Source organism: Streptomyces sp. NBC_01314 (assembly GCF_041435215.1).
Classification (GTDB): domain Bacteria; phylum Actinomycetota; class Actinomycetes; order Streptomycetales; family Streptomycetaceae; genus Streptomyces.
This window is the reverse complement of record NZ_CP108394.1, coordinates 8,612,600-8,636,534: the sequence shown is the minus strand read 5'-3', so window position 1 is coordinate 8,636,534 and position 23,935 is coordinate 8,612,600. Positions and strand designations below refer to the sequence as shown.

Here is a 23,935-nt window from a genome sequence, read left to right as displayed (position 1 = left end):
CCCGCCCCCCAGGTCCGTAACGGGCCACGGCGATGCGAGGCGGTCAGGGACGGGCATCGTCGGTCGCGCGACAGGCATCACCGTGCTGCTCGGCGGCCGGCCGTCAGCGAGGTCAGGGCCCAGGCGATCCGCGCCTCCCGGCGCACGGTCTTCCGCCCTTATCATCCGGGACATGCCACGCCCTCAGGGATTCACCTACACCCAGCACTCCGACAGCACGGTGACGATCGACCACCACGGTCACACGGCCACGACGCTGCGCGGTCCCCGAGCCGCCCGGTTCCTCGCCGAGGTGGCGGCGGGCGACCCGCAACTGGTCATGGCCCGCTGGACCGGAAACTACCGGCGGGGCAACGAGCGCACGGCCCGGGAGCACCCCCGCAACCGCCGATGACCCGAACGGCCGCCGACACCCATGGGTAAGGGAACGGTAAAGCGGCCTGAATCGTTCACCACGCATGACCGCTATGACCCCCGGCTCGAACATCCCGCTGCCCGTCACCCGCGTCGCGGTGGACGTCTCCGCGCCCGTGCGGCTCGACGTATCGGGCCTGCTGCTCACCGCCGACGGCAAGGTGCGCTCGGACGACGACTTCATCTTCTTCAACCAGCCGACCGGTCCGGGCGTGACGTACCGCTCCGGCGGCGGTACGACCCCCGACTCGATCACGGTGGACACGACGGCCGTCCCCCCGGGCATCGAGAAGATCGTCATTACGGCCAGCCCGGACGCGGCGGGCCAGACGTTCCAGGGCATCGAACCGACGGCCACGATCCGCAACGCGGCGGACGGCTCCGCGATCTCCACGTTCACCCCGCCCCAGCTGGGCACGGAGACGGCCCTGGTGATCGTGGAGATCTATCTGCGCAACGGCGCGTGGAAGGCCCGCGCGGTCGGCCAGGGGTACGCGAACGGGCTCGCGGGCATCGCGACGGACTTCGGCGTCACCGTGGAGGAGCCCGCCCCTGCCCCGGCCGCCCAGCCCGCCCCCGCCATGCGGCCCCCGGCTGCCCCGCCCGCCCCGCCGGCCCCGCCGGCCCCGGCCATGGACCCGCGCGTCATGGCACCCCCGGCACCCCCCGCCCCTCCGGCCGCGCCCCCGGCCCCCGTCCCCGGCGCCGGGAAGATCAACCTGGACAAGGGCCGCGTCAGCCTCCAGAAGAACCAGACGGTCTCCCTGGTCAAGGGCGGCCAGCCGCTGCTCTCCCAGGTCAAGATGGGCCTCGGCTGGGAACCGGCGTACCGGGGCAAGGACATCGACCTGGACGCGTCGGTCATCGCGTACGGCCCACAGCGCAACCACATCGACAGTTGCTACTTCGGCAAGCTCTCGATCGTGAACGGCGCGATCAAGCACTCCGGTGACAACCTCACCGGCGAGGGCGGCGGGGACGACGAGGTGATCGTGGTCGACCTCGGACGGCTCCCCCAGGAGGTCACCGGACTGGTCTTCACGGTCAACTCCTTCTCCGGCCAGAAGTTCACCGAGGTCGCCAAGGCCTACTGCCGTCTCATCGACGCCGCCACCGGCGAGGAGCTCGTCCGCTTCGACCTCACCAACGCCGAGGCCCAGACCGGCGTGATGATGGCCAAGCTGATCAAGCAGTTCTCCGGCGAGTGGGACATGACCGCGATGGGCGACTTCGTGAAGTCCCGCACGGTCAGGGGGATGGTGAAGCCGGCGGCCCAGTCCCTCTGAGGGCACGCGCGAGCAACGCCGGGCCACCCGACAAGGGTGCGCCCGGCTCCCCCTGCCGACCGTCCGCCCGCACGCCGTGCGCTGTATCCGGCCGGGTGCCGGCTGCGGCGGGAGCCCGTGTCCGGGTCAGCCCCCGCAGAACGCCCTCGACGTCACCCGATCACTCCGCTGTACGCGTTCAGCGCGGGCTGGCCGCCGAGGTGGGCGTACAGCACGGTGGACTCCGGGCCTATCTCGCCGCGCTCGATCAGGTCGACCATCCCGGCCATCGACTTGCCCTCGTACACGGGGTCGGTGATCATGCCCTCGGTGCGCGCGGCGAGCTGCATGGCGACGAGGGTGGCGTCGTCCGGGACACCGTAGATCCCGGCGTGGTAGCGCTCGTCCAGCTCGATGTCGGCCACGGTCAACTTCCGCTTGAGGCCGATGAGTTGCCCGGTGTTGTGGGCGATGCGGGCGATCTGCTCGCGGGTGGGGGTCGGCTTGGCCGAGGCGTCGATGCCGATCACCCGGCGCGCCCGTTCGCCCGCCTCCTCCAGCGCGGCGAACCCGGCGACCATGCCGGCCTGGGTCGAGCCGGTCACCGAGCAGACGATCACCGTGTCGAAGAAGACGCCCAACTCCCGCTCCTGCTCGGCGACTTCGTATGCCCAGCCCGCGAAGCCGAGGCCGCCGAGGGGGTGGTCGGAGGCGCCGGCCGGGATGGCGTAGGGCTTACCGCCGCCCTCCTCGACCTCCCTGAGCGCCAGTTCCCAGCTCTCCTTGAAGCCGATGCCGAAGCCGGCCCGGACGAGCCGTACGTCGGCCCCGGCCAGTCGGCTGATCAGGATGTTGCCGACCTTGTCGTACACGGCGTCCGGCCAGTCGACCCAACTCTCCTGCACGAGTACGCACTTGAGTCCGGCGCGGGCGGCGACGGCGGCGACCTGGCGGGTGTGGTTGGACTGCACGCCGCCGATGGAGACGAGGGTGTCGCAGCCCTGGGCGATCGCGTCGGCGACGAGGTACTCCAGCTTGCGGGTCTTGTTGCCGCCGTACGCGATGCCGGAGTTGCAGTCCTCGCGCTTGGCCCAGATGGAGGCGCCGCCGAGGTGTGCGGTCAGGCGCTCCAGCGGGTGGACCGGCGAGGGCCCGAAGAGGAGCGGGTAGCGCTCGAAGGACGAGAGGGACACGGGTTCTCCAAGGTGGAGTCGGGCGGGGCGGCGTTGGGCGGGGGCGGAGTGGGGCGGGGGCGATCGGGTCAGTGGTCCGCTTCGCGCACGCGCACGGGCACGGGCACGGGTTCGCGGGCGGGCTCGTGGGTGAGCCGGTGTTCGGATGCGCCGCCCGGCTCCTCTGCGGGTTCAGCGACCGGGGCGTCGCTCGGCCCGGTCCGCTCGTCACTCGGCCCGGTCGGCCCGGTCGGCCCGGTCGAATCGTCGGTCGGCTCGTCGGCGAGTGCGGCCAGGCCGCGCCAGATCTCCGCGGTGACGCTGACCGCCTGGTCCGTGTCACCGGCCGTGCAGGCCTCGATCAACTGCTCGTGCAGTCCGGCCGAACGGCAGTTGCCGCCCTCACCGAAGCGCCGCCGCTCCAGCCGGCGGATGAGCGGGGTGTAGCGGGCGACGGTGGCGGCGGCCGCGCGGTTGCCGCTCACCCGGACGAGGACGTCGTGCAGTGCGTCGTCGGCGACCAGGGCCGCGTCGACGTCGCCCGAGCGGACGGCCGCCGCGAACCGCTCGTTGGCAGAGCGCATCGTCTCGATGTCCGCCGCGAACAGCCGGGGCACGGCGGTCCGGGTGGCCAGCTCGTGCATGGCGCCGACCACGGCGGCGGCGTCCCGCACATCGGCGGCGACGACGGCCGTGACCCGCGTATAGCTCTGCGGCTTGCTCTCCAGCAGCCCCTCGTCCACCAGCCGGGAGAACGCCTCCCGCACCGGCGCCCGCGACAGCCCCAGTAACTCCGCGAACTCGGCGTCCCGCACCACCGCGCCCGGCTCGATCTCCCCGGCCACGATGGCGTCCCGGATGGCTTGGTAGGCGCGGTCCCTCAGCAGGGTGCGCCCGACCGGTCGTATGGCCTCCATGAACTGAAATGTTAGATGTCAATCTTAGGATCGGGCAAGGGCCGCGGACCATGCCGCAACATGGGCCACAGTCGCTGCGCGCAACCCAAGATCAGTCGTGTCGGGGACGTGCCCGGGTGAGCCGCGGCCGGATCATCACGGGCCCGTACGCGGACTGGCCGCGGTGACGATGAGCCCATGGACGAGACAATGTCAGTTTCTCGAAGCTACTCGACGGCCCTTTGGCCCACCGGCGTTCGTAATGTCAGTTGCCCGTCGCGACGCCGTTCGTGACCCACAAGCGGGACGGCTGCACCTCGACGCAGTAGGTCTTCTTCGCCCCGGCCGGTGCAATGCAAACGACGCGGTCCCACACAATGGACGCCACATTGACCTGGCATCCGTGCTTGGCGACATACTCTCGAATCTGCTGAAGTGTTCCGTCGTCGTGGCCGACCCATGTCGGGGTACGGCCGGTCATGTTGCCATCGCCGAGCATCGATCCGACGAACCAGCCGTCCCACTCGTCACCAAGAGTTCCGAAGAAGTCAGCGGTAAGCGGTGCAGGGACCGCGCACCCGGGCTCCAGAGAGGCGGTCGACTTCCAGGTCGGACGTCGTGAGCCTTCCCGGCTTCGGACAGCCCACCTGTGGTTGGCTGTCGCTTCGATCACGCGGCCCGAAGCGAACCTCACGGCGAGTACAGGCTGCGTACCAGTGTCGATCCAGCGAGCTGGGCGAGTGGTCACCAGGTTGCCAACTGTGCTGTCTCGCGGTGGGTAGGGGCGTCCGGGCCGGGCTTGGCGAAGGTCCCACTCCTTGTCATAGGCGAGAACAGAAAGCCTCTCGGCCACGACACTCTCCACGGGAGCCACCATGCCGTCCGGGAGCCAGACCGGAGTCCCTTCGGCAAGGCCCTCGGCAGCCGGTCTGTCCGTCCCCTCAGCGCTCGCGAAGCGCGCGCGGTTCGACGTGACGGCAGGGCGGTGTCCCGGCCGTGCCGTCACGTCGAGACCGCCCCCGACCAGGCTCTCCCGCCCCGTCTCGTCACATGAGTTGGACATACGGGAACGGTACGTTCAGCACCATTGGCCACTCACCGAATCAGACAAGCCCACCCGTACGAGTGACGAACCGTTCTAACGCCGCTGCCGCTTCCACGGCCCCGTGACGGCGAGCAGAATGCCCGGCGTCTGGATGTTGGCGTACAGGGTCTTTCCGTCGGGCGAGAAGGTGACGCCGGCGAACTCGCTGCACTCCGGCTCCTCCTCGGTGCCGCCCGCCGCGGTAGCGGCTGATGTCATGGCCAGGTCGTTGCGGGCGATCGGGTACGTACGGCCGCTGTCGGTGGCGCAGAACAGGTGAGAGATGCCCTCGCCGTCCTCGGCGAGGACGATGCCGCCGTAGGGGGAGACGGTGATGTTGTCGGGGCCGTCGAGGGCGCCGTCGGCGGACGGGTCGGGGTTGACGCCGAGCAGGACCTTCAGGGTCAGGGTGCGGCGCTTGGGGTCGTAGAACCAGACCTGGCCGTCGTGCCGGCCGGGGCTCTCGGAACGGGCGTAGGAGGAGACGACGTACGTGCCGCCGTCGCCCCACCACATGCCCTCCAGCTTGCGGGCGCGGGTGATCTCGGTGTCGGCGAACTGCTTGCGTACGGCGACGGTCCTGGCGTCACGGTCGGGGACGTCGATCCAGTCGCCCCCGTACACCGTGCCGGTCTTCGTGGCGCGGGACAGGTCGTCGACGAACCGGCCGCCGGAGTCGTAGCAGCGGGGGGCCTGGAGGACGCCCGCGTCGTCGGCGAGGGTGCGGAACTTCCCGGGGTCGTGGGTGAATCCCTTGGGCGGGGTCCAGCGGTAGAACAAGCCGTGGGGGGGCGGACCCGAGTTGTCGCGCCACGGTCGCGCTCGCGCTTGAACGCAGGCTGAACGGGGGTAGACGGAGCCCCCTGGCTTCGGTGAACCACCAAGGGGCTGCGCCCCTTCGACCCCCTTGGGCGCCTCATGGCTCGGGGATGCCTGTGGGTCGGCGGGCGCGGGTGGGTCCGTGGTTGCTCGCACAGTTCTGCGCGCCCCTGAAAGACCAGGCCCTCGCGCTCCTGAAAGACCAGGCCCTCGCGCTCCTGAAAGACCAGGCCCTTACGCTCCTGAAGGACCACGGGCCCTTCGGGCCGAAAAGCATGGGGCGGAGCCCCTGCTTTTCAGGGGCGCGGGGAACTGCGCGAGAAGCCCCACCGGACCCGCACCCGCCGACCCACAGGCATCCCCGAGCCATTGGGCGCCCCGCCCCTAGAACGCGCCCGGCCCCTTCTGCGACCGCGCCTTGAACGCCGCCTTACGGGCCTCCTTCGCCACCCGCTTGTCGGGGTGGATCCTCCCCATCGCCTCAAGGACATCCGGCGTGGCCGGGTGATCCACCCGCCACGCCGCCGCGAAGAACGAACCGTGCTGCGCGGCCAGCCCCTCCACCAGCGCCCGCAGCTCCGCGGAGTTCCCCTCGGCCGCCAGCTGCGCGGCAACCGTGTCGATGGTCAGCCAGAAGACCATGGCCTGGGACGGCGCGGGCACGTCGGTGGCTCCGTGCTCGGTCAGCCACACCCGGGCGAGCCCGCCCAACTCGGGGTCGTCCAGAACCTCCCGGAGGGCAGGTTCGGCCACCGCCCCCACGAGGGACAGCGCCTGCTGACAGCGCAGCCGCCGCAGCGGCGCGCCCGCGTCGGAGCCACGCGCGGCCGCGAGCAGCTCGCGGGCCGCGGCCGGCGACTCCCGGCGCGCGAGCCACTGCTCGGTCTCGGCCTGGGCCGCCGCCGGCGGGAACCCGGCGGTGCCGTCCAGCAGCGCGTCCGCGCCCTTGTCGACGAGGTCCCCGACCGCGGGCGCAAGTACGCCCGCCTCCTGGAGCCGCGCCCGCATCCCGTACAGCCCGAGCGGGGTGAGCCGGACCATGCCGTACCGCGTGACATCGGTGTCGTCGACGGCAGGCGCACCCGGCCCCTCGGCCGCGGCGGCCTCCTCCGCGTCCGTCATCAGCGCCTCGTCCACCGGCTGGTACTCCACCAGCCCGACCGGCTCCAGCACCCGGAACTGGTCGTCGAGCCGCATCATCGCGTCCGAGACCTGTTCCAGTACGTCGTTGGTGGGCTCCCCCATGTCGTCGGGGACGATCATCGAGGCGGCGAGGGCGGGCAGCGGCACCGGTCCGTCGGGGCCGTCCTCGCTGACGGTGAGGAGGTAGAGGTTGCCGAGCACGCCGTCGAGGAAGTCCGCCTCGGCGTCGGGGTCCCAGTCGAGTTCGGAGAAGTCGATCTCGCCGCCTGAGTCCATGGCGTCGACGAGGCCGTCGAGGTCGGGCACGCTCGCGTCGGCGAGGGCGGCCTCCAGGGCCGTGCGCCAGATACCGAGGACGTCCTGCGGGCCGCCGGAGACAAGGAGCGCGAGGTCCTCGCCCACGGCGACCGTCCCCGCCTCCTCGTCCACGATCTCGACGAGCCCGGTGTCCACGGCCACCCGCCAGGCCTCACTGGCCGAGGCCGCCGCGTCGTCGCCGTCGACGCCCGCGCCGGTGAGCCCGAGCGCCTCGGCGGCGGCGGACAGCTGCTCGTCGACGAGTTCGCCCCCGGAACCCACACGCGTGTCCGGCCCGGCCCAGCGGGCGAGCCGGGCGGCGCGCGAGAGCAGCGGTGTGGCGAGCGCCTCCCGCGCCAGCTCCGCTTCGGAGAGGAGCCGCACCGGCGGCAGTGGCGAGCTGTCTGACATCGGCGGGGATCTCCTCGGAACGGATGGTGACGAACGACTGCCGGGCGCTTCGGGCGGCCCCTGCGGAGAGGGCTCCCGTGAGCGATACGCGAACGAGTACGGGTACGAGTACGCAGCCGCTCAGCCTAGACGGATTTGAACCCATGCCGCCCGGTTCATGTACCTGCCAGGAGTCAGGTATGGCTGAAACCTTGACAACTGGCCTGACCAGGCAGGAGATTGACGCGCGTAGAAACTCATGGGTAGCTCTGGGAAGACTCCGGGGCCACCCACAGGCATGACCATCGGAGTTCATCGGGCCTGTCGGGTTCTACGCGCGTCGCGCCGCCCCACCGGTCGCAGGCCACCCAAGTCCACTCTCGTCCCGGCGCTCACGTACGTCCCCGGAGGGATCCCCTTGCCGAGCAAGAGAACCGCGCGCATCGGCGCGCTGACCGTCGCCACCATCTGCTCCACGGTGTCCGCCGTGGTCCTGACCTCGACCGCCGAGGCCGAATCCATACGCATCCACGACATCCAGGGCACCACCCGGACGTCCCCGCTCACCGGCCAGCAGGTCGCCGGGGTGCAGGGAATCGTCACGGGCGTCCGCACCTACGGTTCACGCGGCTTCTGGATCCAGGATCCCAAGGCGGACGCCAACCCGGCCACGAGCGAGGGTGTCTTCGTCTTCACCAGCTCCCGGCCGACGGTCTCCGTGGGCGACGCGGTGACGGTCGCGGGCACGGTCGGCGAGTTCGTGCCGGGCGGCACTTCGTCCGGAAACCAGTCCGTGACGCAGATCACCCGCCCGACGATCACGGTCGTCTCCACGGGCAACGCGGTCCCGGCCGCGACCGTCCTCGACACCAAGTCCGTGCCGAAGAAGTACGCCCCGGTCGGCGACACCGCCGCGGGCGGCTCGGTCAACGGCCTCAAGCTCGCCCCGGCCACGTACGCGCTGGACCGCTATGAGTCCCTTGAGGGCATGAACGTCCAGGTCGCCGACACCCGCGTGGTCGGTGCCACCGACCCGTTCACCGAGCTGTGGGTCACGGTGAAGCCCCGGGAGAACGACAACCGCCGCGGCGGCGCGCTGTACGACTCCTACACCTCGCAGAACACCGGCCGGCTGCAGATCCAGTCGCTGGGCGCGGTAGCCGACTTCCCGAAGGCGAACGTCGGTGACGTCCTGAAGGGCACGACGGCCGGCCCGCTGGACTACAACCAGTTCGGCGGCTACACGCTCGTCGCCAACCGGCTCGGCACCCTCAAGCAGGGCGGCCTGGAGCGCGAGACGACCCGCAAGCAGGCGAGCGGCGAGCTCGCGGTGGCGACGTACAACGTCGAGAACCTGGACCCCTCGGACGCCTCCTTCGCGGACCACGCGGGCGCGATCGTGCACAACCTGCAGTCGCCCGACATCGTGGCCCTGGAGGAGATCCAGGACAACAACGGTGCCGCCAACGACGGTACGGTCGCCGCCGACCGGACGGTGCAGAAGCTGGTCGACGCGATCGTGGCGGCCGGCGGCCCGACGTACGCCTGGCGGTCCATCGACCCGGTGAACCTCGCGGACGGCGGTGAGCCCGGCGGCAACATCCGCCAGGTCTTCCTGTTCAACCCCGCGCGGGTCTCCTTCGCCGACCGCGCGGGCGGCGACGCCGCGACCGCCGCCGGGGTGACGAGTGCGAACGGCAAGGCGCGGCTGACGGTGTCGCCGGGCCGGATCGACCCGGCGAACGCCGCCTGGACGAACAGCCGCAAGCCGCTCGTCGGCGAGTTCTCCTTCCGCGGCAAGTCCGTCTTCGTGATCGCGAACCACTTCGCGTCCAAGGGCGGCGACCAGGCGCTGCACTCGGAGTTCCAGCCGCCGAAGCGGAGCTCGGAGACCCAGCGCCACCTGCAGGCGACCGCCGTGAACGCCTTCGTCAAGCAGATCCTGGCGAAGGAGAAGAAGGCGGACGTCATCGCGCTCGGAGACATCAACGACTTCGAGTTCTCCGACACCGCGAAGCTGCTGGAGAACGACGGCGTCCTGTGGTCGGCGATCAAGTCGCTCCCGAAGAGGGAGCGTTACTCGTACGTCTTCCAGGGCAACGCCCAGGTGCTCGACCAGATCCTGGTCAGCCGCTCGGTCCGGCGCTCCACCGGGTTCACGTACGACAGCGTGCACGTCAACTCGGAGTTCAACGACCAGATCAGCGACCACGACCCGCAGGTGGTTCGGTTCGAGCCGTAAGCAGTAAGCAGTAAGCAGTAAGCAGTAAGCGACAGTGATTCTCAGGGCTGGCTGAACACTCCGTTCAGCCAGCCCTGCCATGCGATCTCGTCCGCCTTGGCGTCGGCACCCGGCGCGAAGTCGTGGACGCTCATGCCGACGCGGTAACCCCAGTGGTTGCGGCCGAAGAAGCGGATGAGGGCGTCGTCGGTGCGCAGGCCGATGAAGTACGGGTCGCGGTAGTCGACCACGGCGTCGAGGAGCTGCCCTTCGGGGCCCTTGGCCTGGACACGGGCCCCTTCGGGAGTGTCGTCCGCGAGACCGAGCGCCCGTCCGACGGTGGTGAGCGCGTCGGGGGTCCCGGCCGTCTCGGGCCCGTCGAAGGTGGCGAACGCGGTGACCGTCCGGCCCGCGAAGCGCGTCAAATACTGGCGCAGGGTGTGCAGATAGAACCCGGTGTGCTTGGCGGCGCCGTCGTACTGGTTGTCCCAGTCGTCGACGAAGATGCCGCTGTGCACGTACCGCACCCAGGCCCGCCGGCCGTCGTCGCGCGGTTCGATCGTGTAGTCCAGCTGGTTGAGGGTCTGTTCGGAGATGCCCTCGACGTCCTCGACGCGGTTGGTGTACCGATGCGGCGGATCCCATGCGACGACCTCGGAGCCGAACGGCCCCTTGCCGCCGACCCGCGGCTCGGGCGCCTCCATCGGCCACAGCCACCCACCGGTCCCGGCGGTGACGGCCTCCCACACCTCCTCGGGAGTGGCATCGACCTCGAACTCCCGGGCGATCTCGAATTCCTTGGACATGGCGTACTCCTCAACGGGTCTTACTGATCGGGCTGGTCGGTCTGATCGGTCGGTTCGGGCCGGTGGGAAGATCCGCGCCGGTCGGGCTGGGCGAGCTGATCGGGCTGATCGCGCTCGTCGGACTGGTCTGACTGGTCGGGCTCGTCGGACCGGTCCGGTACTTCGGCGGTCTGCGGCTTGACTGTCGGGTGGACGGCGACGACGATCCGGTGGCCTCGGCCGGCCTCCGCGTCCGGCGCGTCGTACTTGCGGATGAGCGCGCTCACCCCGGCCGTCAGCTCCTGGACGAACGCGGCCCGGTCGGCGGCCGAGGCGAAGGTGACCTCGCCGTCGAGCGCGTAGGTCGCGAGCCGCTTGTGGGCCTTGGCCGCGCCCGTGATGAGCGACCCGACGTCCCGGACCAGCCGGGCACCGAGCGCCAGCAGCCAGTGCGCGGAGAGCTGGTCCCGGAAACGGTCCGGGTCGGGCTGTACGGCGGCGAGCGCGAGCGGGGAGATCACATACGACGCGGCGGTCGCCCGCATCAGCCGCTCGGTGACATTGCCCTTGCGGCGCTCCCCCGCCAGCTCGACCAGGCCGTGCCGCTCCAGCGCCTTGAGGTGGTAGTTCACCTTCTGGCGCGGCAGCCCGACCTTCCCGGCCAGCATGGCGGCCGACGCGGGCCCGGCCGCCAGCTCGGCGAGCAGCCCGGCCCGTATGGGGTCCAGCGAGACCGCCGCTGCCTCGGGGTCCTCGATCACGGTGACATCCAACATGACTCCACCGTCCCACCGAAAACTTTTTTTGTCCAGACGGTTGAAGTTTTCGGTGGGTCGCCGGTCGCTGGGTCGCGAGTCGCCGAGTCACGGAATAGGAGGCGCCGATCGTGGAGGAGGGTGCTGTCGGGGTCAGTCAGGGAGGAGGCCGAGGGCGTAGTCGTAGCGCTTGACCGTGCTGCCCTTCAGTCCGGGCCAGGTCTGGACGCGCTGCCAGAGCGCCGAGGGTGTACCGACTCCGTCGCCGGGGGCCGCCAGGGCGTCGATGTGGTGCTGGGCGGTCTCCCACTCGGCGTAGTTGAGGACGTGGGTCCCGTCGGTGCCGAGATGGAAGTGGGCGGAGATGCCACCGGGGTGCGCGTTCGGCTCGCCGGCCAGCGCTTCCTCGACGGCATCCACCCAGGCCCGCTGCCGCGCCGGGTCCGGCCCGTCGAACTCGATGTCGACGATCACGACGCACCCCGGCACCCGTCCCGCCCGGTCGCCGTCCCCCGTGAGGCTGCGGTAGAGCCGGTAACGCCCGAGCCCCACCCGCTCGATTCCCGGCACGGCGGTGTCGATGGCGTCGTTGCGCTCCTGCCGATGCGTCCGCACGAAGGCTTCGTACGCCTGCTCGTCGGCCCACTGCGAGTAGTGCAGCAGGCCGGAGCCGTCCTGCGCCGCGTAGACGAAGTATCCCAACAGCCCCTCGGTGGGCCACGGCCGCCGCTGCCAGGTGTCGGCGATGGCCTCGACGGTCCGCCGCTGCCGCAGGGGCGTGCCGACCTGCCAGGTACTGAAGAAGGCCGCCCCGGCACCGGGGCGGTCGAGGACGGGGTGGAGGTCCGTACGACGGGTCATGCCGCTCTCCCATGGCCGGTACTCGGTGTGCGTGCACCGACCACCTTTCAACCTCAACCAGGATTCAGGTCAACTCCGCGATTCGGGGCCCGGTTTCGGGAGACCCGCCCGGTCATGGACGAGAAGCGGCCCGAGGCCGAGCGGGTGGGGAAGAAACCGGGACCTGGGGCGGAGACCGGAACGGGGCCCGAGGTGAGGGCCGGGGCGGAGACCGACGTCGGGCCCGGGGCGGAGGCCGAGGAGCGGACCGGCGGGGACGGTCCCACCGGACTGCCGAAACGTTCGTGGTGGGCGGTGGTGCGGCGCACGGCCAAGGAGTTCCAGGACGATGAACTGTCCGACCGGGCGGCCGCGTTGACGTACTACGGCGTCCTGTCGCTGTTCCCCGCCATCCTGGTGCTGGTGTCGATGCTCGGGATCGTCGGCCACCGCGCGACCGACAGGATCCTGGACAACATCGGCGACCTGGCGCCCGGCCCCGCGCGGGACATCCTGCGGGACGCGGTCGTCCAGTTGAGCGACAGTGGCGGTACGGGCGGGGTGCTGGCGATCGTCGGCCTGCTCGCGGCCGTGTGGTCGGCGTCGGGATATGTGGCGGCGTTCATCCGTACGTCCAACGCGGTGTACGACCTGCCGGAGGGCCGCCCGGTGTGGAAGGTGACGCCGCTGCGGATCGCCCTGACCCTGGTACTGATGGTGATGCTGGCGGTGAGCGCGTTGATCGTGGTGTTCACGGGGCCGCTGGCCGAGCGCGCGGGCACGACGATCGGGCTCGGTGACGCGGCGATCGCGCTGTGGAACATCGCCAAGTGGCCCGTGCTGCTGGTGCTGGTGACCCTGATGATCGCGCTGCTGTACTGGGCCGCGCCCAACGTCCGTGGCCGGGGCTTCCGCTGGGTCAGCCCCGGGGGAATCCTCGCCACGCTCATCTGGCTCGCCGCGTCCGCCGGTTTCGCCGTCTACGCCGCCAACTTCGGCTCCTACAACAAGACCTACGGCACCCTCGCCGGCGCCGTCGTCTTCCTCGTCTGGCTCTGGCTCACCAACCTCGCGATCCTGCTGGGCCTCGAGTTCGACGCGGAACTCTCCCGCGAACGCGCCATCACCGAGGGCCGCTCCCCCACGGACGAGCCCTACGTCGAACCCCGCGACACCCGCAAATGGCCGCCCCGCCTGCGGGCCCTGCGGGAGGCCCGCGCCCGGGCCACGGCCGAACCGGACACGATGAGCAAGAGTTGAGGTTGAGAGCTTGCCACCGGGGCGGTGGCGGGCGGAGGGGGCGTGGCACGCAGTGGCCGATGACGCCGAATGGTGACCAGCCGCGGGGCGCGCACGGGCGACGGGCGGAGCTGTGGGGCGCGCGACGCCGTCGAGATGTCGGCGTCGGCGGGTTCGTCCGGCACCGCGCGGTGCGGGTTGCCGGTGGTCGTCGAGAACGACGTCGCCGCGCTCGTCGAGGCCGAGACCTGGCGGCGCGGGACGCGGCCTCGACCGGTTCGTCGACGGTTGGCCCGTGTCCCGTCCATCACGAGCAGACTGACTGATCAACTGATCACAGGGAGGTCGGCTGCGAATCGACCTTCCCCCGGGCGGCGGCGGAGGCGAGGCCTTCTTCCCGGAGCGCGGCTGACCGGACCCACCAGCCACCCGCCACCGGGACGCGCGCCCTCACCACACACTCCGAGCCCGCACCCCCCGGCCCACACTCCGCCATCATCCGCGCATGCGGAGCAGACCCGGTCGCCGTCGTCACATGCGAACAGGTGAGATGCAGCCCTCACCAAGCCCTTCGGGCGGCAAGGCTCTTCGGCCGCGAAGCTCTTGAGCCGGGCTCTGAGAAGCGGAAAACGTTCGGTGTAACTCCCGATCAGGACGACCAGCCGGTCAGAGGCGCTAGTGGTAGTGGCGCCAGAGCAGGACCCCCACCATGGCCACGGCGACACCCGCGCCGCTCACGACCACCGCCTCCCGGGGCACCCGCTCCCACGCCGAGTGCGCCCTCGCCTGCGCATCGGCCTTGGCCGAGTGCACCCTCGCCTTCACATCCGCCTTGGCGGCCAGTTCCTCGACGGTGTCGCCGAGTTCCGCCCGGGTCAGCTCGATCTGCCGCCGGAGTTCGTCGGGCCCCTTGGCGCCCACCGAACCATCGGTCCTCCTGGATGCCTGTGTCATCGCCGGGCCCTCCCCTTGATCTCGTCCACGTCCGCCTTGACGCTGCCGAGCGCCAGCTCCGGCTTGGGAGGGGTGGCCCGCCGCAGTTGCGCGCGCCCGACCGCGGCCAGTACGGCGGCGATCACGAAGAGCACGGCCATGACGATGAGCGCTGCGGCCCACACGTCCAGCACGAGGGAGAGCGCCCCGACCCCGGCGGCGGCGAGGGTCATGAATCCCACATAGGCGACGGCGCCGGCCGCGCCGAGCAGCCCGCCGCCGCGCCCCGCGCGCCGCCCCTTCTCGGTCAGCTCCTCCTTGGCGAGGGCGAGCTCCTGTCGTACGAGCAGGGAGAGCTGTTCGGTGGCCTGCCCGACCAGCTCGCCCACGGAGTGGTGGTCGTGTTCGCCCGGCCCCGGACGTTCGGATCGCACAGAGCGCACGAATCGCGGGGGCCTGGTCTCGGTGGTCCCGGTCACGGTGTCGCCTCCTCACACATCGGGACGCCCCGAGTACCCTGCCCGGCCCCCGCTACCCCTCCACCTCCAGCGCTCCCGCCGACCGCCCGCCCACACTGCCGGCCCGCACCCCATCCTCGTAGCAAAGCTCCCACGCATCTCGTAGAAGAATTAAGTGGAGCTTCACAGTCGCCGGGCCGAGACTACCCGTATGACCCTCACCCACCGCCCCACCCCCTTCGGCCGCGCCCTCTGCGCGATGATCACGCCCTTCACCGCGTCCGGCGCGCTCGACCTGGACGGGGCCCAGCGACTCGCCGACCGGCTGGTGGCCGAGGGGTGCGACGGGCTGGTGCTGTCCGGTACGACGGGTGAGTCGCCGACGACGACGGACACGGAGAAGGCGGAACTGATCCGCGCGGTGCGCGCGGCCGTCGGCGACCGGGCCGTGATCGTGGCCGGGGTGGGCACCGCCGACACCCGGCACACCGTGGAACTGGCGCTGGCGGCCGAGAAGGCGGGCGCGGACGGCCTGCTGGCGGTCACGCCGTACTACAGCACGCCCCCGCAGGACGCGGTCGAGGCCCATTTCCGCGAGCTCGCCGACGTCTCGGGGCTGCCCGTCGCGCTGTACGACATCCCCGGCCGCACCGGCACCCGGATCGAACCGGACACCATGATCCGGCTGGCGGGCCACCCCCGGATCGTGGCGGTGAAGGACTGCGCGTACGACCTCCTCGGCACCCAGAAGGTGTTGGCGGAGACGGGGTTGGCGTACTACACGGGCTGCGACGAGTACGTTCTCGCGCTCTACGCGATCGGCGGGTCGGGTTACGTCAGCACCGTCGCGAACGCGGCACCCCGCCACTTCCGGGCGGTCATCGACGCGTTCGACGCGGGCGACACCGGCGAGGCCGCTCGACTCCAGCGGCGCACCATCCCGCTCACCGAGCTGATGATGGCCTCCGGCCTGCCCGGCACCGTGACGGCGAAGGCGCTCCTCGGCCGGCTCGGTCTCCCGTCCGGCCCGGTCCGCGCCCCGCTGCGGCCCGCCGACCGCGACACGGCCGACGGGCTGCTGAAGGCGTATGAACGGCTGGTCTCCGGCTGAGGTCCGGCGCCGGACAGTCAGCGGGTGGCGAAGACCGCGTTCCACCGCCCGTCCGCCCCGTCGTTGCCCTTGCGGGCTCCGCTGAGCGTGAGCGTCTTGTCGCTGCCGATGGTGACGAGCACCAGGGCGTTGCGGAACTCGTTGTCGCCGGCCGTGATGTCCCAGGCGACGAGCCGCTCATTGTCGGCCCAGGCGAGGAGCTGCTGGCCGCGGATCTTGTGGAGCCGCTCACCGGTGTACGGATCGAGGATCTCGGAGGCGGTGGTCTTGGCGCCGCCCGCGAAGCCGCCGGCCGCGAGCTTGCCGTTCGGAGAGAGCCGCGCCTCCACCGACCAGGTCAGGTACTTCTCGTCGGCCGGCTTGGCGACCTTGTCGCCCTTGAGGTCGTAGAACTGGTCGTACGGCTCCGAGGTCAGCCCGGAGTAGACCAGCTTGGCGTCGCCGCTGAAGGCGAAGTCCTGACGGGCGTTGAGGATGCCCATCTCGTTGCCGTCGTCGGGGACGACCTCACTCCAGTCGGTCTTTCCGGAGTCGACGTCGACGACGTAGAAGCCGGTCCGGTATGACGTGGACCAGTCCGAATCGAAGTCGTTCTTCTTGCCATCGCCGTCGGAGTCGTAGTCGGCCCTGTTCAGCAGGTCGGGGTTCTTGCTGTAGGTGGTGGCGACGAGCTTGGTGCCGTCGGCCGAGAACTCGACGCTCGCGACGCCCCGGTCGACCGGGATCCAGCGCTCGACCTCGCCGGTGAGCAGGTCGAGGAGTCCGATCCGCTCCGCGGGCAGATCTTTCTCCAGGACGGCGGCGGTCCGCATGCCGGGGGCGACCGAGATCTGCGACCAGCGGGTGTCCTTGACGTATTTGCCGGTCTCCTGGTCGAGGATCCGGTAGGTGCGTTGCCTGACCGCGGTGTCCTTGGAGGTCTTGACGGTGTCCGAGGTGTACCACGCGGCCAGCGCCACGTCCCCGGCGGCGATCAGATCGCGCGGCGGCGACTGGTCGGGGTGGGCGATGATGTCGCTCTTGTTCATCTCGGTGGCGAGTCGTACCTCGTCCTTGCCGGAGTCCAGCAGCGGCACGGCCACCGCGACGGCGACCACGGCGGCGGTGGCCGCGGCGACGGTCGCGAGCGCACGGGTCCGGCGGCGGCGCCGCACGGTCAGCACCCGGTCGGCGAAACCCGGCGACAGGGGCGTCTGTTCGGCGGCCTGCTCCCGCAGGGAGTCACGTACCAGTTCGTCGACGTTCACGGACGCACCTCCACGGGCGAGAAGTCACGGGACGGAGCATGTTCGGCGGCGGCAGGACCGAGCGCGGCCAGCTCGGGCGCGAGTTCGCGCAGGCGGGCCAGCGAGCGGTGGGTCGTGGACCGGACGGTCCCGACGGAGCATCCGAGGATGCGGGCCACATCGCCCTCGGGCAGGTCCTCGAAGTAGCGGAGCACGAGCATGGTCCGCTGCCGGGCGGTGAGCCGGGCCAGCGCCCCGCGCATCACGAGCCGCAGCTCCACACCGGCCGCCCCGTCGGCGGCGCCGTTCTCGGGCGGCTCGGCGACGGTCAGCTCCCGGCGCCGCCACTTCAGCCGCCACCGGCTGACCTGCTGCCGGTACAGGATCCGCCGTACGTACGCCTCCGGCTCGTCGATCCGCTGCCAGCGGCCGGCGGCCTTGATCAGCGCGTTCTGCAGCAGATCCTCGGCGGCGTGCCGGTCCCCGCCGCTCAGCAGCACGGCGGTCTTCAGCAGCGCCGACGACCGTCCGGCCACGAATTCCCGGAAGCTCTCCTGCCCCGCGGCATCCATCGTCACCTTCTCTTCCCTGGCGGGCCCTGTGTCCCGCCCCTGTGCTTTGTGTGACGCGCGGACCCGCGCCCGGCTATGTCACCCCGGAGAAGAAAAGCTGTGGGAGGGATCGTGGAGGGGGCGGAGAACGGTGCGGGCCCGTACGCGCGTGTGCGCGTACGGGCCCGGATTCCCGACGACGGCCGGGTCAGCCCCAGCGGTACCCGTCACCGAACAGCAGGGTGTGCTCCAGCACGTCCTCCATCGGGTCGTCGACCTGGCCGACGTTGACGAGCCCGATGCGGGGGCCGTTGTGCGAGGACCTGTTGGTCTCGTCCGCGTGCGCGGCCCCGGCGGGGAGCCAGCACAGCGTCGCCGCGGCCAGCACCCCCGTGACGACTCGCGCCACGGTCCTCGCCCGGTCGTTCCTCATCCCTCGGCCCCTCATCTCGTCGGCCCCTCATTTCGTCGGCTCGGCTTCTGATCGGACTCCGTGTCCGCCCGTTCATCTGCCTGGACCGTGCGAAGGTCACGCCGAGTAACCCGTACGTGGGGCCGTGGGACTCAGTTGTGGCTGTGAAGGATCTCGTTCAGGCCGCCCCAGACCGCGTTGTTCGGGCGGGCCTCGACCGTGCCGGTGACGGAGTTGCGGCGGAAGAGGATGTTCGAGGCGCCGGAGAGGTCGCGGGCCTTGACGACCTGACCGTCGGGCATGGTGACGCGGGTGCCGGCGGTGACGTAGAGGCCCGCCTCGACGACGCACTCGTCACCGAGGGCGATGCCGACGCCCGCCTCGGCGCCGATCAGGCAGCGTTCGCCGATGGCGATGATGACGTTGCCGCCGCCGGAGAGCGTGCCCATGGTGGAGGCGCCGCCGCCGATGTCCGAGCCGTCGCCGACGACGACACCGGCGGAGATCCGGCCCTCGACCATCGACGTGCCGAGGGTGCCCGCGTTGAAGTTGACGAAGCCCTCGTGCATGACCGTGGTGCCCTCGGCGAGGTGCGCGCCGAGGCGGACGCGGTCGGCGTCGGCGATCCGGACGCCCTTGGGGGCCACGTAGTCCGTCATCCGCGGGAACTTGTCGATGGACGTGACCTGGAGGTGCAGGCCCTCGGCGCGGGCGTTGAGCCGCACCTTCTCGATGTCGTCGACGGCGACCGGGCCGAGCGAGGTCCAGGCGACGTTGGCGAGGAGGCCGAAGACGCCGTCCAGGCTCTGGCCGTGCGGCTTGACCAGGCGGTGGGAGAGCAGGTGGAGGCGGAGGTAGGCGTCGTGCGTGTCGATCGGCTTCTCGTCGAGGGAGGAGATGACCGTGCGGACCGCGACGACCTCGACGCCCCGGCGCGAGTCCTGACCGAGCGCTGCGGTCGCGCCACCGCCCAGCATCTCCGCGGCCCGCTCGGCGGTCAGCCGCTCGGTGCCGGAGGGGCCCGGCTCGGCGGACAGCTCGGGCGCGGGGAACCAGGTGTCGAGAACGGTGCCGTCGGCGGCGATCGTGGCGAGGCCGGCGGCCACGGCGCCGGTGGTACGAGGAGCAGTCGTGTCGGTCATGAGGGCAACCTAACTGTCCGGGGGCTGTACGGGCCAACCCACGGCACGGGCGTCTCAGCGGCCGGGCACTTTACGGACATACGGTGCGGGCGGCCCGCCCACCCCCGTGGGACGGGCCGCCCGGACGCGAGGGGTGTCAGTTGCGTTCGCCCGGCTTGTCCACGACGGCGGTGTCGACGGTTACGCTGCCGCCAATCGTTCTGCCGTCCTGGATCCACTGACTACCGACGACCTGGTACGTCTCGGGGTCCATCAGCCACCGCGTACCGGAGTCCCCGCCGGTGCTCAGGCCGACGAGCTTCCTCCCGACCGCGTCCTCGACCAGGTGGTCGACGACGGAGAGGCCCGGCAGGGTGCCCAGCGCCCGGTACAGGCCGGCCAGGCCCTCGGGGGGCTTGACTTCGGCGTTCAGCAGTTTGCGGATCTCCTCGTAGTCGTTCTCCGCCTGAGTAGCGCCCCTCTGGTCCGTGATGGCGTTCTCCGCGCGCAAAGCCTTCAACGCTCCTTCGGCGTCGGTGGGCAGTGTGGACAGGGCGCGGTACATCTCGACCGGGGTACGGTCGGCGCCCTGCTCAGGGTCCGCGTCGTTGACGTTCACCTTGATCCGCTTGCCGAAGGGGTCACGCTGCTGGCTCGCGCGCTTGACGCCATCGAAGCGGATCCAGTTCTCGCCGAGGTACGACCACTCCCCGTACTCCTCCAGCGTCTTGGGGTCCAGCGCCGCAGCCTCGCCCTCGTCCGTGTCCTTGGTGTAGACCCACTGCTTCGCCCTCGGCTCCGGAACCGTCGGCTGCCCCTCCACGGCCCCCGCCGCCCGCTCCAGCAACTCCGCCGCGCCCATCCCCTTCAGGTCGGCCTCGGTCAGCGCCGCCGGTGCGGTCCACCCGTGGTTCTCCTCACCACCCACCAGCAACGACGCGGTCACCGCCACCACCGTCACCGCCGCCGCGACCTCGACGATGACGAACCTCGGCCGCGCCCACACCCGGCGCCCCCGTCCACCGGCCCGCGCCGTGTCCAGCAGCCGGGCGCGGCCGGGCGCCAGCCGGGCCCGGTCGGGGGCCGGTGCCCCGGCACGCAGCTCCCGCACTTCGGTCAGCTCATCCACGTCAGACCACCTCCGCCGCGTCACCGACGAACGCCGGATCGGCTCCCAATGCCGTACGCACCTTGCGCCGCGCGCGGTTGAGCCGCGAGCGGACCGTTCCCACCGGGATGTCCAGGGCCTGGGCGACCTCCTGATAGCCGAGGTCGGCCCAGGCGACGAGCAGCAGCACGTGCCGGTCCCCCGCCGGGAGCGCCGCCAGCGCCCCGGCGAGCGGTCCCTGCGCGGCCACCCGGCTGTCGGTCTCTTCGACCCAGGTCTGGCTCCAGGACGCCGCGACCGGGTCGTGGCCGGTGCGGGCCAGCGCCTTGAGGGCCCGCACCTCGGTTCGCCGGTGCTTGCCGATGAGGTTGCCCGCGATGCCGTACAACCAGGGGCGGGCGTTGGCGTGGGTCCGGTCGTAGCGGCCGCGGATGCGGAACGCCGTGAGGAAGGTGTCGGCGGTGAGGTCGTCGGCCATGCCGTCACCGAGCCGCCGGGCCACGTACCGGTGAATGTCCGGCGCGTAGCGGTCGTAGAGCCGCGCGAACAGCTCGGGCTGTTCCAGCGACTGGGCGACGACCTCGGCGTCGTCCTCTCCCTGCGTCTCTCCCTGCGCCTGTGCCTGCGGCGGTGGTCCGCTCACCAGGTTCTCCCCCTGCTCGTCACAAGCCCGCCCCTCTGCTCAGCCGTGTTCCTGTCACCTCCTGTTGCCCGATGGACCGAGAAAGGTTCACGCCGTGCGCCGCCGGGTTCCTCAGGGGATCACCCGTGCCAGCACCTCCCGCGCGTACTCCTCGTCGTAGGGCGCCCCCGTCAGCAGTACCTGCAGACAGATGCCGTCGATCAGGGCGACCAGCGCCCGCGCGGTCACCGGGTCGGTGCGGCGGGCGAGCGAGTCGGCGAAGGCCCGGCCCCACTCGTCGGCGACGGGCCGCAGGGCGGGCGTGCGCAGGGCGGCGAGGTAGAGCTCGTACTCCACCTCCAGGCCCGTCCGGTCACCGGCGAACCATTCGCCGCCCAGGGCGGCCAGTTCCGTGGCGAGGTCGGTGCCGGGGTCCCGCAGGGCGTCGCGTGCGGCGACGGTCTTCGCGAACCCCTCGTTGGCCTGCCGCAGGGCGGCGACCATCAGATCGTCGAGGGTCTTGAAGTGGTACGTCGTCGAGCCGAGCGGGACGTCCGCCTCGGCGGCGACGGTCCGGTGGCTGAGCCCGGCGATGCCCTTGTCTCCCACGACCCGGATCGCCGCGGCGATGATCCGCTGGCGCCGGTCGGGGTCGTAACGCCGGGCCATCAGTGGGCGCCTCCCAGGTTCAGCACCACCACTCCCGCGATGATCAGCACGATTCCGGCGACTTTGGGGACGCTCAGCCCCTCCCCGAAGAGCACCAGCCCGAGCGCGGCGACGGCGGCGGTGCCGACGCCGGACCAGATCGCGTACGCCGTGCCGATCGACATCGACTTCAGCGCCTGGGCGAGCAGGACGAAAGAGACGAGGTACCCCACACCGGTGACCAGCGAGGGCCACAACTTGCTGAACCCCTCGCTGTACTTCATGGCGGTGGTGGCGGCCACTTCGGCGGCTATGGCGCCGGCGAGCAACAGATATCCCATGTGTACGATCGTACACATCATGCGTACGGTTGTACACATCGGGTGTACAGGCGTACTTATGGGCGGAATTGGCCGCCCTCGACCGCCAAGAGGCCCTTCTTTCGGGGCCGTTCCGTTATGGAAGCGCTCACTGAAAGGGTCCCCGGGCGCCACTTGGTGAACTACTGTTTCAACGGTCAATCTCCCGGATGCGTGACGACCGCCAGGGTTTTCACACATCGGTGACACGTAACACCCTCCCTGATCCGCATGACGAATTCGCGTCCGCCTGGGCGACGCCGAGGGAACTGCGCATGCCGCCGACAAAGCCCGGACCTGATCCGGACCAGACCCCGCCCAACCTTCCGGTGCTCAGATCCGCGAAGGTGTGGGAGACGGGGGTCGCCCCGAACGACACCCGCATACCGGGCACGCGCCGCCTCTGGCTGGCCGGAGCCCTCGCCCTTGCCGTGGTCTCCTCCTGCGTGACCGCGATCACCCTGCAGGGCTCGGGACCTGACGACTCGTCAGAGAAGAACGGCCGTACCACGGCCGCCGACGACCGGGTCATCCCCACCGTCTCCCTCCCGCCCGAGTCGCCCCCCGCGACCTCGGCACCGGACGGCAAGAGCGGCCTGTCGGAACCGCAAGGCTCCGACGGAGACAAGGACAAGGACAAGGACTCCGGTTCCAAGGACTCCGACTCCTCCGACGACAAGCAGCAGGGCGGCTCGAAGCCGACCGCCGAGCCGTCGAAGACGACGTCACCCACGAAGCGGCCGTCCACCTCTACCTCCCGGCAGTCCGTCCAGGCGGTCAACTACTCGGACCGGTACTGGCATCTGAGCGGGGGCGCGATCCGGCTCGACTCGGTGGGCTCGTACAGCGGAAGCGAGACCCGGGAGGACTCGTCCTTCGCGGTCGTCTCCGGCCTCGCCAAATCCTCCTGCTACTCCTTCAAGATGTCGGACGGCCGCTATGTCCGGCATCAGAACTTCCGGCTCCGGGTCGGCAGCAACGACGGCTCGGAACTCTTCCGGCAGGACGCCACCTTCTGCCCCTCGCAGTCCCCGTACTCGGACGCCGTGATGCTCCAGTCGGTGAACTACCCCGACCGTTTTCTGCGCCACAAGAACTACGAGCTGGTGCTGGACCCGTACGGCTACAACACGACCGGCCGGCAGGACTTCTTCTTCCGCCTGGTGAAGGGTCTCGGCTGAACGGCGTGAAACCCGCACATGGGTGTGGCCCCCGGCGCATCGCCGGGGGCCACACCCATGTCACTGGTCTCAGACGTTGAACCCGAGCGCCCTGAGCTGCTCGCGACCGTCGTCGGTGATCTTGTCGGGGCCCCACGGGGGCATCCAGACCCAGTTGATGCGGAGTTCGTTGACGATGCCGTCCGTGGCGGACTTGGCCTGGTCCTCGATGACGTCCGTCAGCGGGCAGGCCGCGGAGGTCAGGGTCATGTCGATCGTCGCGATGTTCGCGTCGTCGATGTGGATGCCGTAGATGAGTCCGAGGTTGACGACGTCGATGCCCAGTTCCGGGTCCACTACGTCGTACAGGGCCTCGCGGACCTCCTCCTCGGAGGCCGGCTTCATCTCCAGGGTCTCGCTCATGCCGTCTTCCTTTCGACGTCGGCGTCGGCGCCCAGCGCCTGGGCCGTCGCGTCCTTCCACGCCATCCAGCTGAGGAGGGCGCACTTGACCCGGGCGGGGTATTTGGAGACACCGGCGAACGCGACCGCGTCCTCCAGCACCTCCTCCATCGCGTCGTCCGGCTCGATCTTCCCCTTGGACTGCATCAGCTCCAGGAAGGTCTCCTGGATCCGCCGCGCGTCCGCGAGGTCCTTACCGACGAGGAGGTCGTTCAGTACGGAGGCCGATGCCTGGCTGATCGAACAGCCCTGGCCCTCGTACGAGACGTCCCGCACGGTCGTGCCGTCGTACTTCACTCTCAGGGTGATCTCGTCGCCGCACGTGGGGTTCACGTGGTGCACCTCGGCGTCACCGTCCCGCAAGCCCCGCCCGTGCGGGTGCTTGTAGTGGTCCAGGATGACTTCCTGGTACATCGAATCCAGCTTCATGCGATCGCTCGTCCCC

The 23,935-nt window shown here is 70.7% G+C and carries 24 protein-coding genes and 3 pseudogenes; 7 read left to right on the top strand and 20 right to left on the bottom strand.

Translation table 11 applies throughout. The features are described 5' to 3' along the window. The first annotated feature begins 172 nt into the window (after positions 1 to 172). Positions 173 to 394: a hypothetical protein gene (locus OG622_RS37960; RefSeq protein WP_371581145.1), complete on the top strand. Its 222-nt coding sequence runs from the start codon at positions 173 to 175 to the stop codon at positions 392 to 394. A gap of 73 nt (positions 395 to 467) precedes the next feature. Next, positions 468 to 1,700: a TerD family protein gene (locus OG622_RS37955; RefSeq protein WP_371584349.1), complete on the top strand. Its 1,233-nt coding sequence runs from the start codon at positions 468 to 470 to the stop codon at positions 1,698 to 1,700. Between the two features lie 152 nt (positions 1,701 to 1,852). Here OG622_RS37955 and OG622_RS37950 read toward each other — a convergent pair whose 3' ends face one another. From OG622_RS37950 to OG622_RS37930, 5 genes and pseudogenes are all read right to left on the bottom strand, one after another. Beyond that, positions 1,853 to 2,872 (bottom strand): 1-aminocyclopropane-1-carboxylate deaminase, encoded by a 1,020-nt coding sequence (locus tag OG622_RS37950; protein ID WP_371581144.1) that lies wholly within the window; start codon positions 2,870 to 2,872, stop codon positions 1,853 to 1,855. 257 nt (positions 2,873 to 3,129) lie between these two features. Beyond that, positions 3,130 to 3,768: pseudogene (locus OG622_RS37945) on the bottom strand (GntR family transcriptional regulator); the annotation flags it as partial. 244 nt (positions 3,769 to 4,012) lie between these two features. Further along, positions 4,013 to 4,810 carry a hypothetical protein gene (locus OG622_RS37940; RefSeq protein WP_371581143.1) on the bottom strand — a complete coding sequence of 266 codons (798 nt, stop codon included), beginning with the start codon at positions 4,808 to 4,810 and terminating at the stop codon, positions 4,013 to 4,015. A 75-nt stretch (positions 4,811 to 4,885) separates the two neighbouring features. Next, a pseudogene (locus OG622_RS37935) lies at positions 4,886 to 5,620 on the bottom strand (alkaline phosphatase PhoX); the annotation flags it as partial. Between the two features lie 414 nt (positions 5,621 to 6,034). Then, complete coding sequence (locus OG622_RS37930) at positions 6,035 to 7,501, bottom strand: hypothetical protein (protein WP_371581142.1); 1,467 nt, start codon at positions 7,499 to 7,501, stop codon at positions 6,035 to 6,037. 397 nt (positions 7,502 to 7,898) lie between these two features. Here OG622_RS37930 and OG622_RS37925 point away from each other — a divergent pair, with 397 nt between their 5' ends. Further along, positions 7,899 to 9,722, top strand: a complete 1,824-nt coding sequence (locus OG622_RS37925) for an endonuclease/exonuclease/phosphatase family protein (protein WP_371581141.1) — start codon at positions 7,899 to 7,901, stop codon at positions 9,720 to 9,722. Between the two features lie 41 nt (positions 9,723 to 9,763). Here OG622_RS37925 and OG622_RS37920 read toward each other — a convergent pair whose 3' ends face one another. The 3 genes from OG622_RS37920 to OG622_RS37910 form a co-directional block, all read right to left on the bottom strand. After that, positions 9,764 to 10,507, bottom strand: coding sequence for an SRPBCC domain-containing protein (locus tag OG622_RS37920; RefSeq protein ID WP_371581140.1), 744 nt, complete (start codon positions 10,505 to 10,507; stop codon positions 9,764 to 9,766). A 20-nt stretch (positions 10,508 to 10,527) separates the two neighbouring features. Further along, positions 10,528 to 11,262 (bottom strand): ArsR/SmtB family transcription factor, encoded by a 735-nt coding sequence (locus OG622_RS37915; protein ID WP_371581139.1) that lies wholly within the window; start codon positions 11,260 to 11,262, stop codon positions 10,528 to 10,530. A 132-nt stretch (positions 11,263 to 11,394) separates the two neighbouring features. After that, positions 11,395 to 12,102, bottom strand: coding sequence for an antibiotic biosynthesis monooxygenase (locus OG622_RS37910; RefSeq protein WP_371581138.1), 708 nt, complete (start codon positions 12,100 to 12,102; stop codon positions 11,395 to 11,397). Between the two features lie 114 nt (positions 12,103 to 12,216). Between OG622_RS37910 and OG622_RS37905 the strand changes: the two genes are divergently transcribed. Both OG622_RS37905 and OG622_RS37900 read left to right on the top strand, forming a co-directional pair. Beyond that, complete coding sequence (locus OG622_RS37905; protein ID WP_371581137.1) at positions 12,217 to 13,341, top strand: YihY/virulence factor BrkB family protein; 1,125 nt, start codon at positions 12,217 to 12,219, stop codon at positions 13,339 to 13,341. Between the two features lie 168 nt (positions 13,342 to 13,509). Then, positions 13,510 to 13,603 (top strand): annotated as a pseudogene (locus OG622_RS37900) (MarR family transcriptional regulator); the annotation flags it as partial. A 392-nt stretch (positions 13,604 to 13,995) separates the two neighbouring features. Here OG622_RS37900 and OG622_RS37895 read toward each other — a convergent pair. Together OG622_RS37895 and OG622_RS37890 are read right to left on the bottom strand one after the other, a co-directional pair. Further along, positions 13,996 to 14,274: a DUF3618 domain-containing protein gene (locus tag OG622_RS37895; RefSeq protein ID WP_371581136.1), complete on the bottom strand. Its 279-nt coding sequence runs from the start codon at positions 14,272 to 14,274 to the stop codon at positions 13,996 to 13,998. Continuing rightward, positions 14,271 to 14,732 (bottom strand): phage holin family protein, encoded by a 462-nt coding sequence (locus OG622_RS37890; protein ID WP_371581135.1) that lies wholly within the window; start codon positions 14,730 to 14,732, stop codon positions 14,271 to 14,273. The genes OG622_RS37895 and OG622_RS37890 overlap by 4 nt, the downstream gene beginning before the upstream one ends. 190 nt (positions 14,733 to 14,922) lie before the next feature. Between OG622_RS37890 and dapA the strand changes: the two genes are divergently transcribed. After that, positions 14,923 to 15,822 (top strand): 4-hydroxy-tetrahydrodipicolinate synthase, encoded by a 900-nt coding sequence (gene dapA, locus OG622_RS37885; RefSeq protein ID WP_371581134.1) that lies wholly within the window; start codon positions 14,923 to 14,925, stop codon positions 15,820 to 15,822. Between the two features lie 17 nt (positions 15,823 to 15,839). On the opposite strand, the gene OG622_RS37880 is transcribed toward dapA, so the two are convergent. The 8 genes from OG622_RS37880 to OG622_RS37845 all read right to left on the bottom strand — a co-directional run bounded on the left by OG622_RS37880 (position 15,840) and on the right by OG622_RS37845 (position 21,851). Next, positions 15,840 to 17,069, bottom strand: a complete 1,230-nt coding sequence (locus tag OG622_RS37880; RefSeq protein ID WP_371581133.1) for a WD40 repeat domain-containing protein — start codon at positions 17,067 to 17,069, stop codon at positions 15,840 to 15,842. Then, on the bottom strand, positions 17,066 to 17,620 hold the full coding sequence (locus OG622_RS37875) for a SigE family RNA polymerase sigma factor (RefSeq protein ID WP_371584348.1): 555 nt from the start codon (positions 17,618 to 17,620) through the stop codon (positions 17,066 to 17,068). Before OG622_RS37875 ends, OG622_RS37880 begins: the two co-directional genes overlap by 4 nt. 187 nt (positions 17,621 to 17,807) lie before the next feature. Beyond that, positions 17,808 to 18,032, bottom strand: coding sequence for a hypothetical protein (locus OG622_RS37870; protein WP_371581132.1), 225 nt, complete (start codon positions 18,030 to 18,032; stop codon positions 17,808 to 17,810). A gap of 131 nt (positions 18,033 to 18,163) precedes the next feature. Then, positions 18,164 to 19,153 (bottom strand): 2,3,4,5-tetrahydropyridine-2,6-dicarboxylate N-succinyltransferase, encoded by a 990-nt coding sequence (gene dapD, locus OG622_RS37865; protein WP_371581131.1) that lies wholly within the window; start codon positions 19,151 to 19,153, stop codon positions 18,164 to 18,166. Positions 19,154 to 19,289: 136 nt separating this feature from the next. Then, on the bottom strand, positions 19,290 to 20,261 hold the full coding sequence (locus tag OG622_RS37860) for a CU044_5270 family protein (RefSeq protein ID WP_371581130.1): 972 nt from the start codon (positions 20,259 to 20,261) through the stop codon (positions 19,290 to 19,292). A 1-nt stretch (position 20,262) separates the two neighbouring features. Next, positions 20,263 to 20,883, bottom strand: coding sequence for an RNA polymerase sigma factor (locus OG622_RS37855; protein ID WP_371581129.1), 621 nt, complete (start codon positions 20,881 to 20,883; stop codon positions 20,263 to 20,265). 111 nt (positions 20,884 to 20,994) lie between these two features. Next, positions 20,995 to 21,531, bottom strand: a complete 537-nt coding sequence (locus OG622_RS37850) for a TetR/AcrR family transcriptional regulator (RefSeq protein ID WP_371581128.1) — start codon at positions 21,529 to 21,531, stop codon at positions 20,995 to 20,997. Next, entirely contained in the window at positions 21,531 to 21,851 is a 321-nt protein-coding gene (locus OG622_RS37845) for a multidrug efflux SMR transporter (RefSeq protein ID WP_371581127.1), read from the bottom strand. Before OG622_RS37845 ends, OG622_RS37850 begins: the two co-directional genes overlap by 1 nt. A 293-nt stretch (positions 21,852 to 22,144) precedes the next feature. Between OG622_RS37845 and OG622_RS37840 the strand changes: the two genes are divergently transcribed. After that, a complete protein-coding gene (locus tag OG622_RS37840) occupies positions 22,145 to 23,050 on the top strand; it encodes an AbfB domain-containing protein (RefSeq protein WP_371581126.1) in 906 nt (301 codons plus the stop codon). A gap of 69 nt (positions 23,051 to 23,119) precedes the next feature. Here the strand turns inward: OG622_RS37840 and OG622_RS37835 are convergent, their stop codons facing one another. Further along, positions 23,120 to 23,452 (bottom strand): metal-sulfur cluster assembly factor, encoded by a 333-nt coding sequence (locus tag OG622_RS37835; protein ID WP_005477879.1) that lies wholly within the window; start codon positions 23,450 to 23,452, stop codon positions 23,120 to 23,122. Beyond that, a complete protein-coding gene (gene sufU, locus OG622_RS37830; RefSeq protein WP_046704499.1) occupies positions 23,449 to 23,919 on the bottom strand; it encodes a Fe-S cluster assembly sulfur transfer protein SufU in 471 nt (156 codons plus the stop codon). The genes OG622_RS37835 and sufU overlap by 4 nt, the downstream gene beginning before the upstream one ends. Between the last annotated feature and the right edge of the window lie 16 nt (positions 23,920 to 23,935).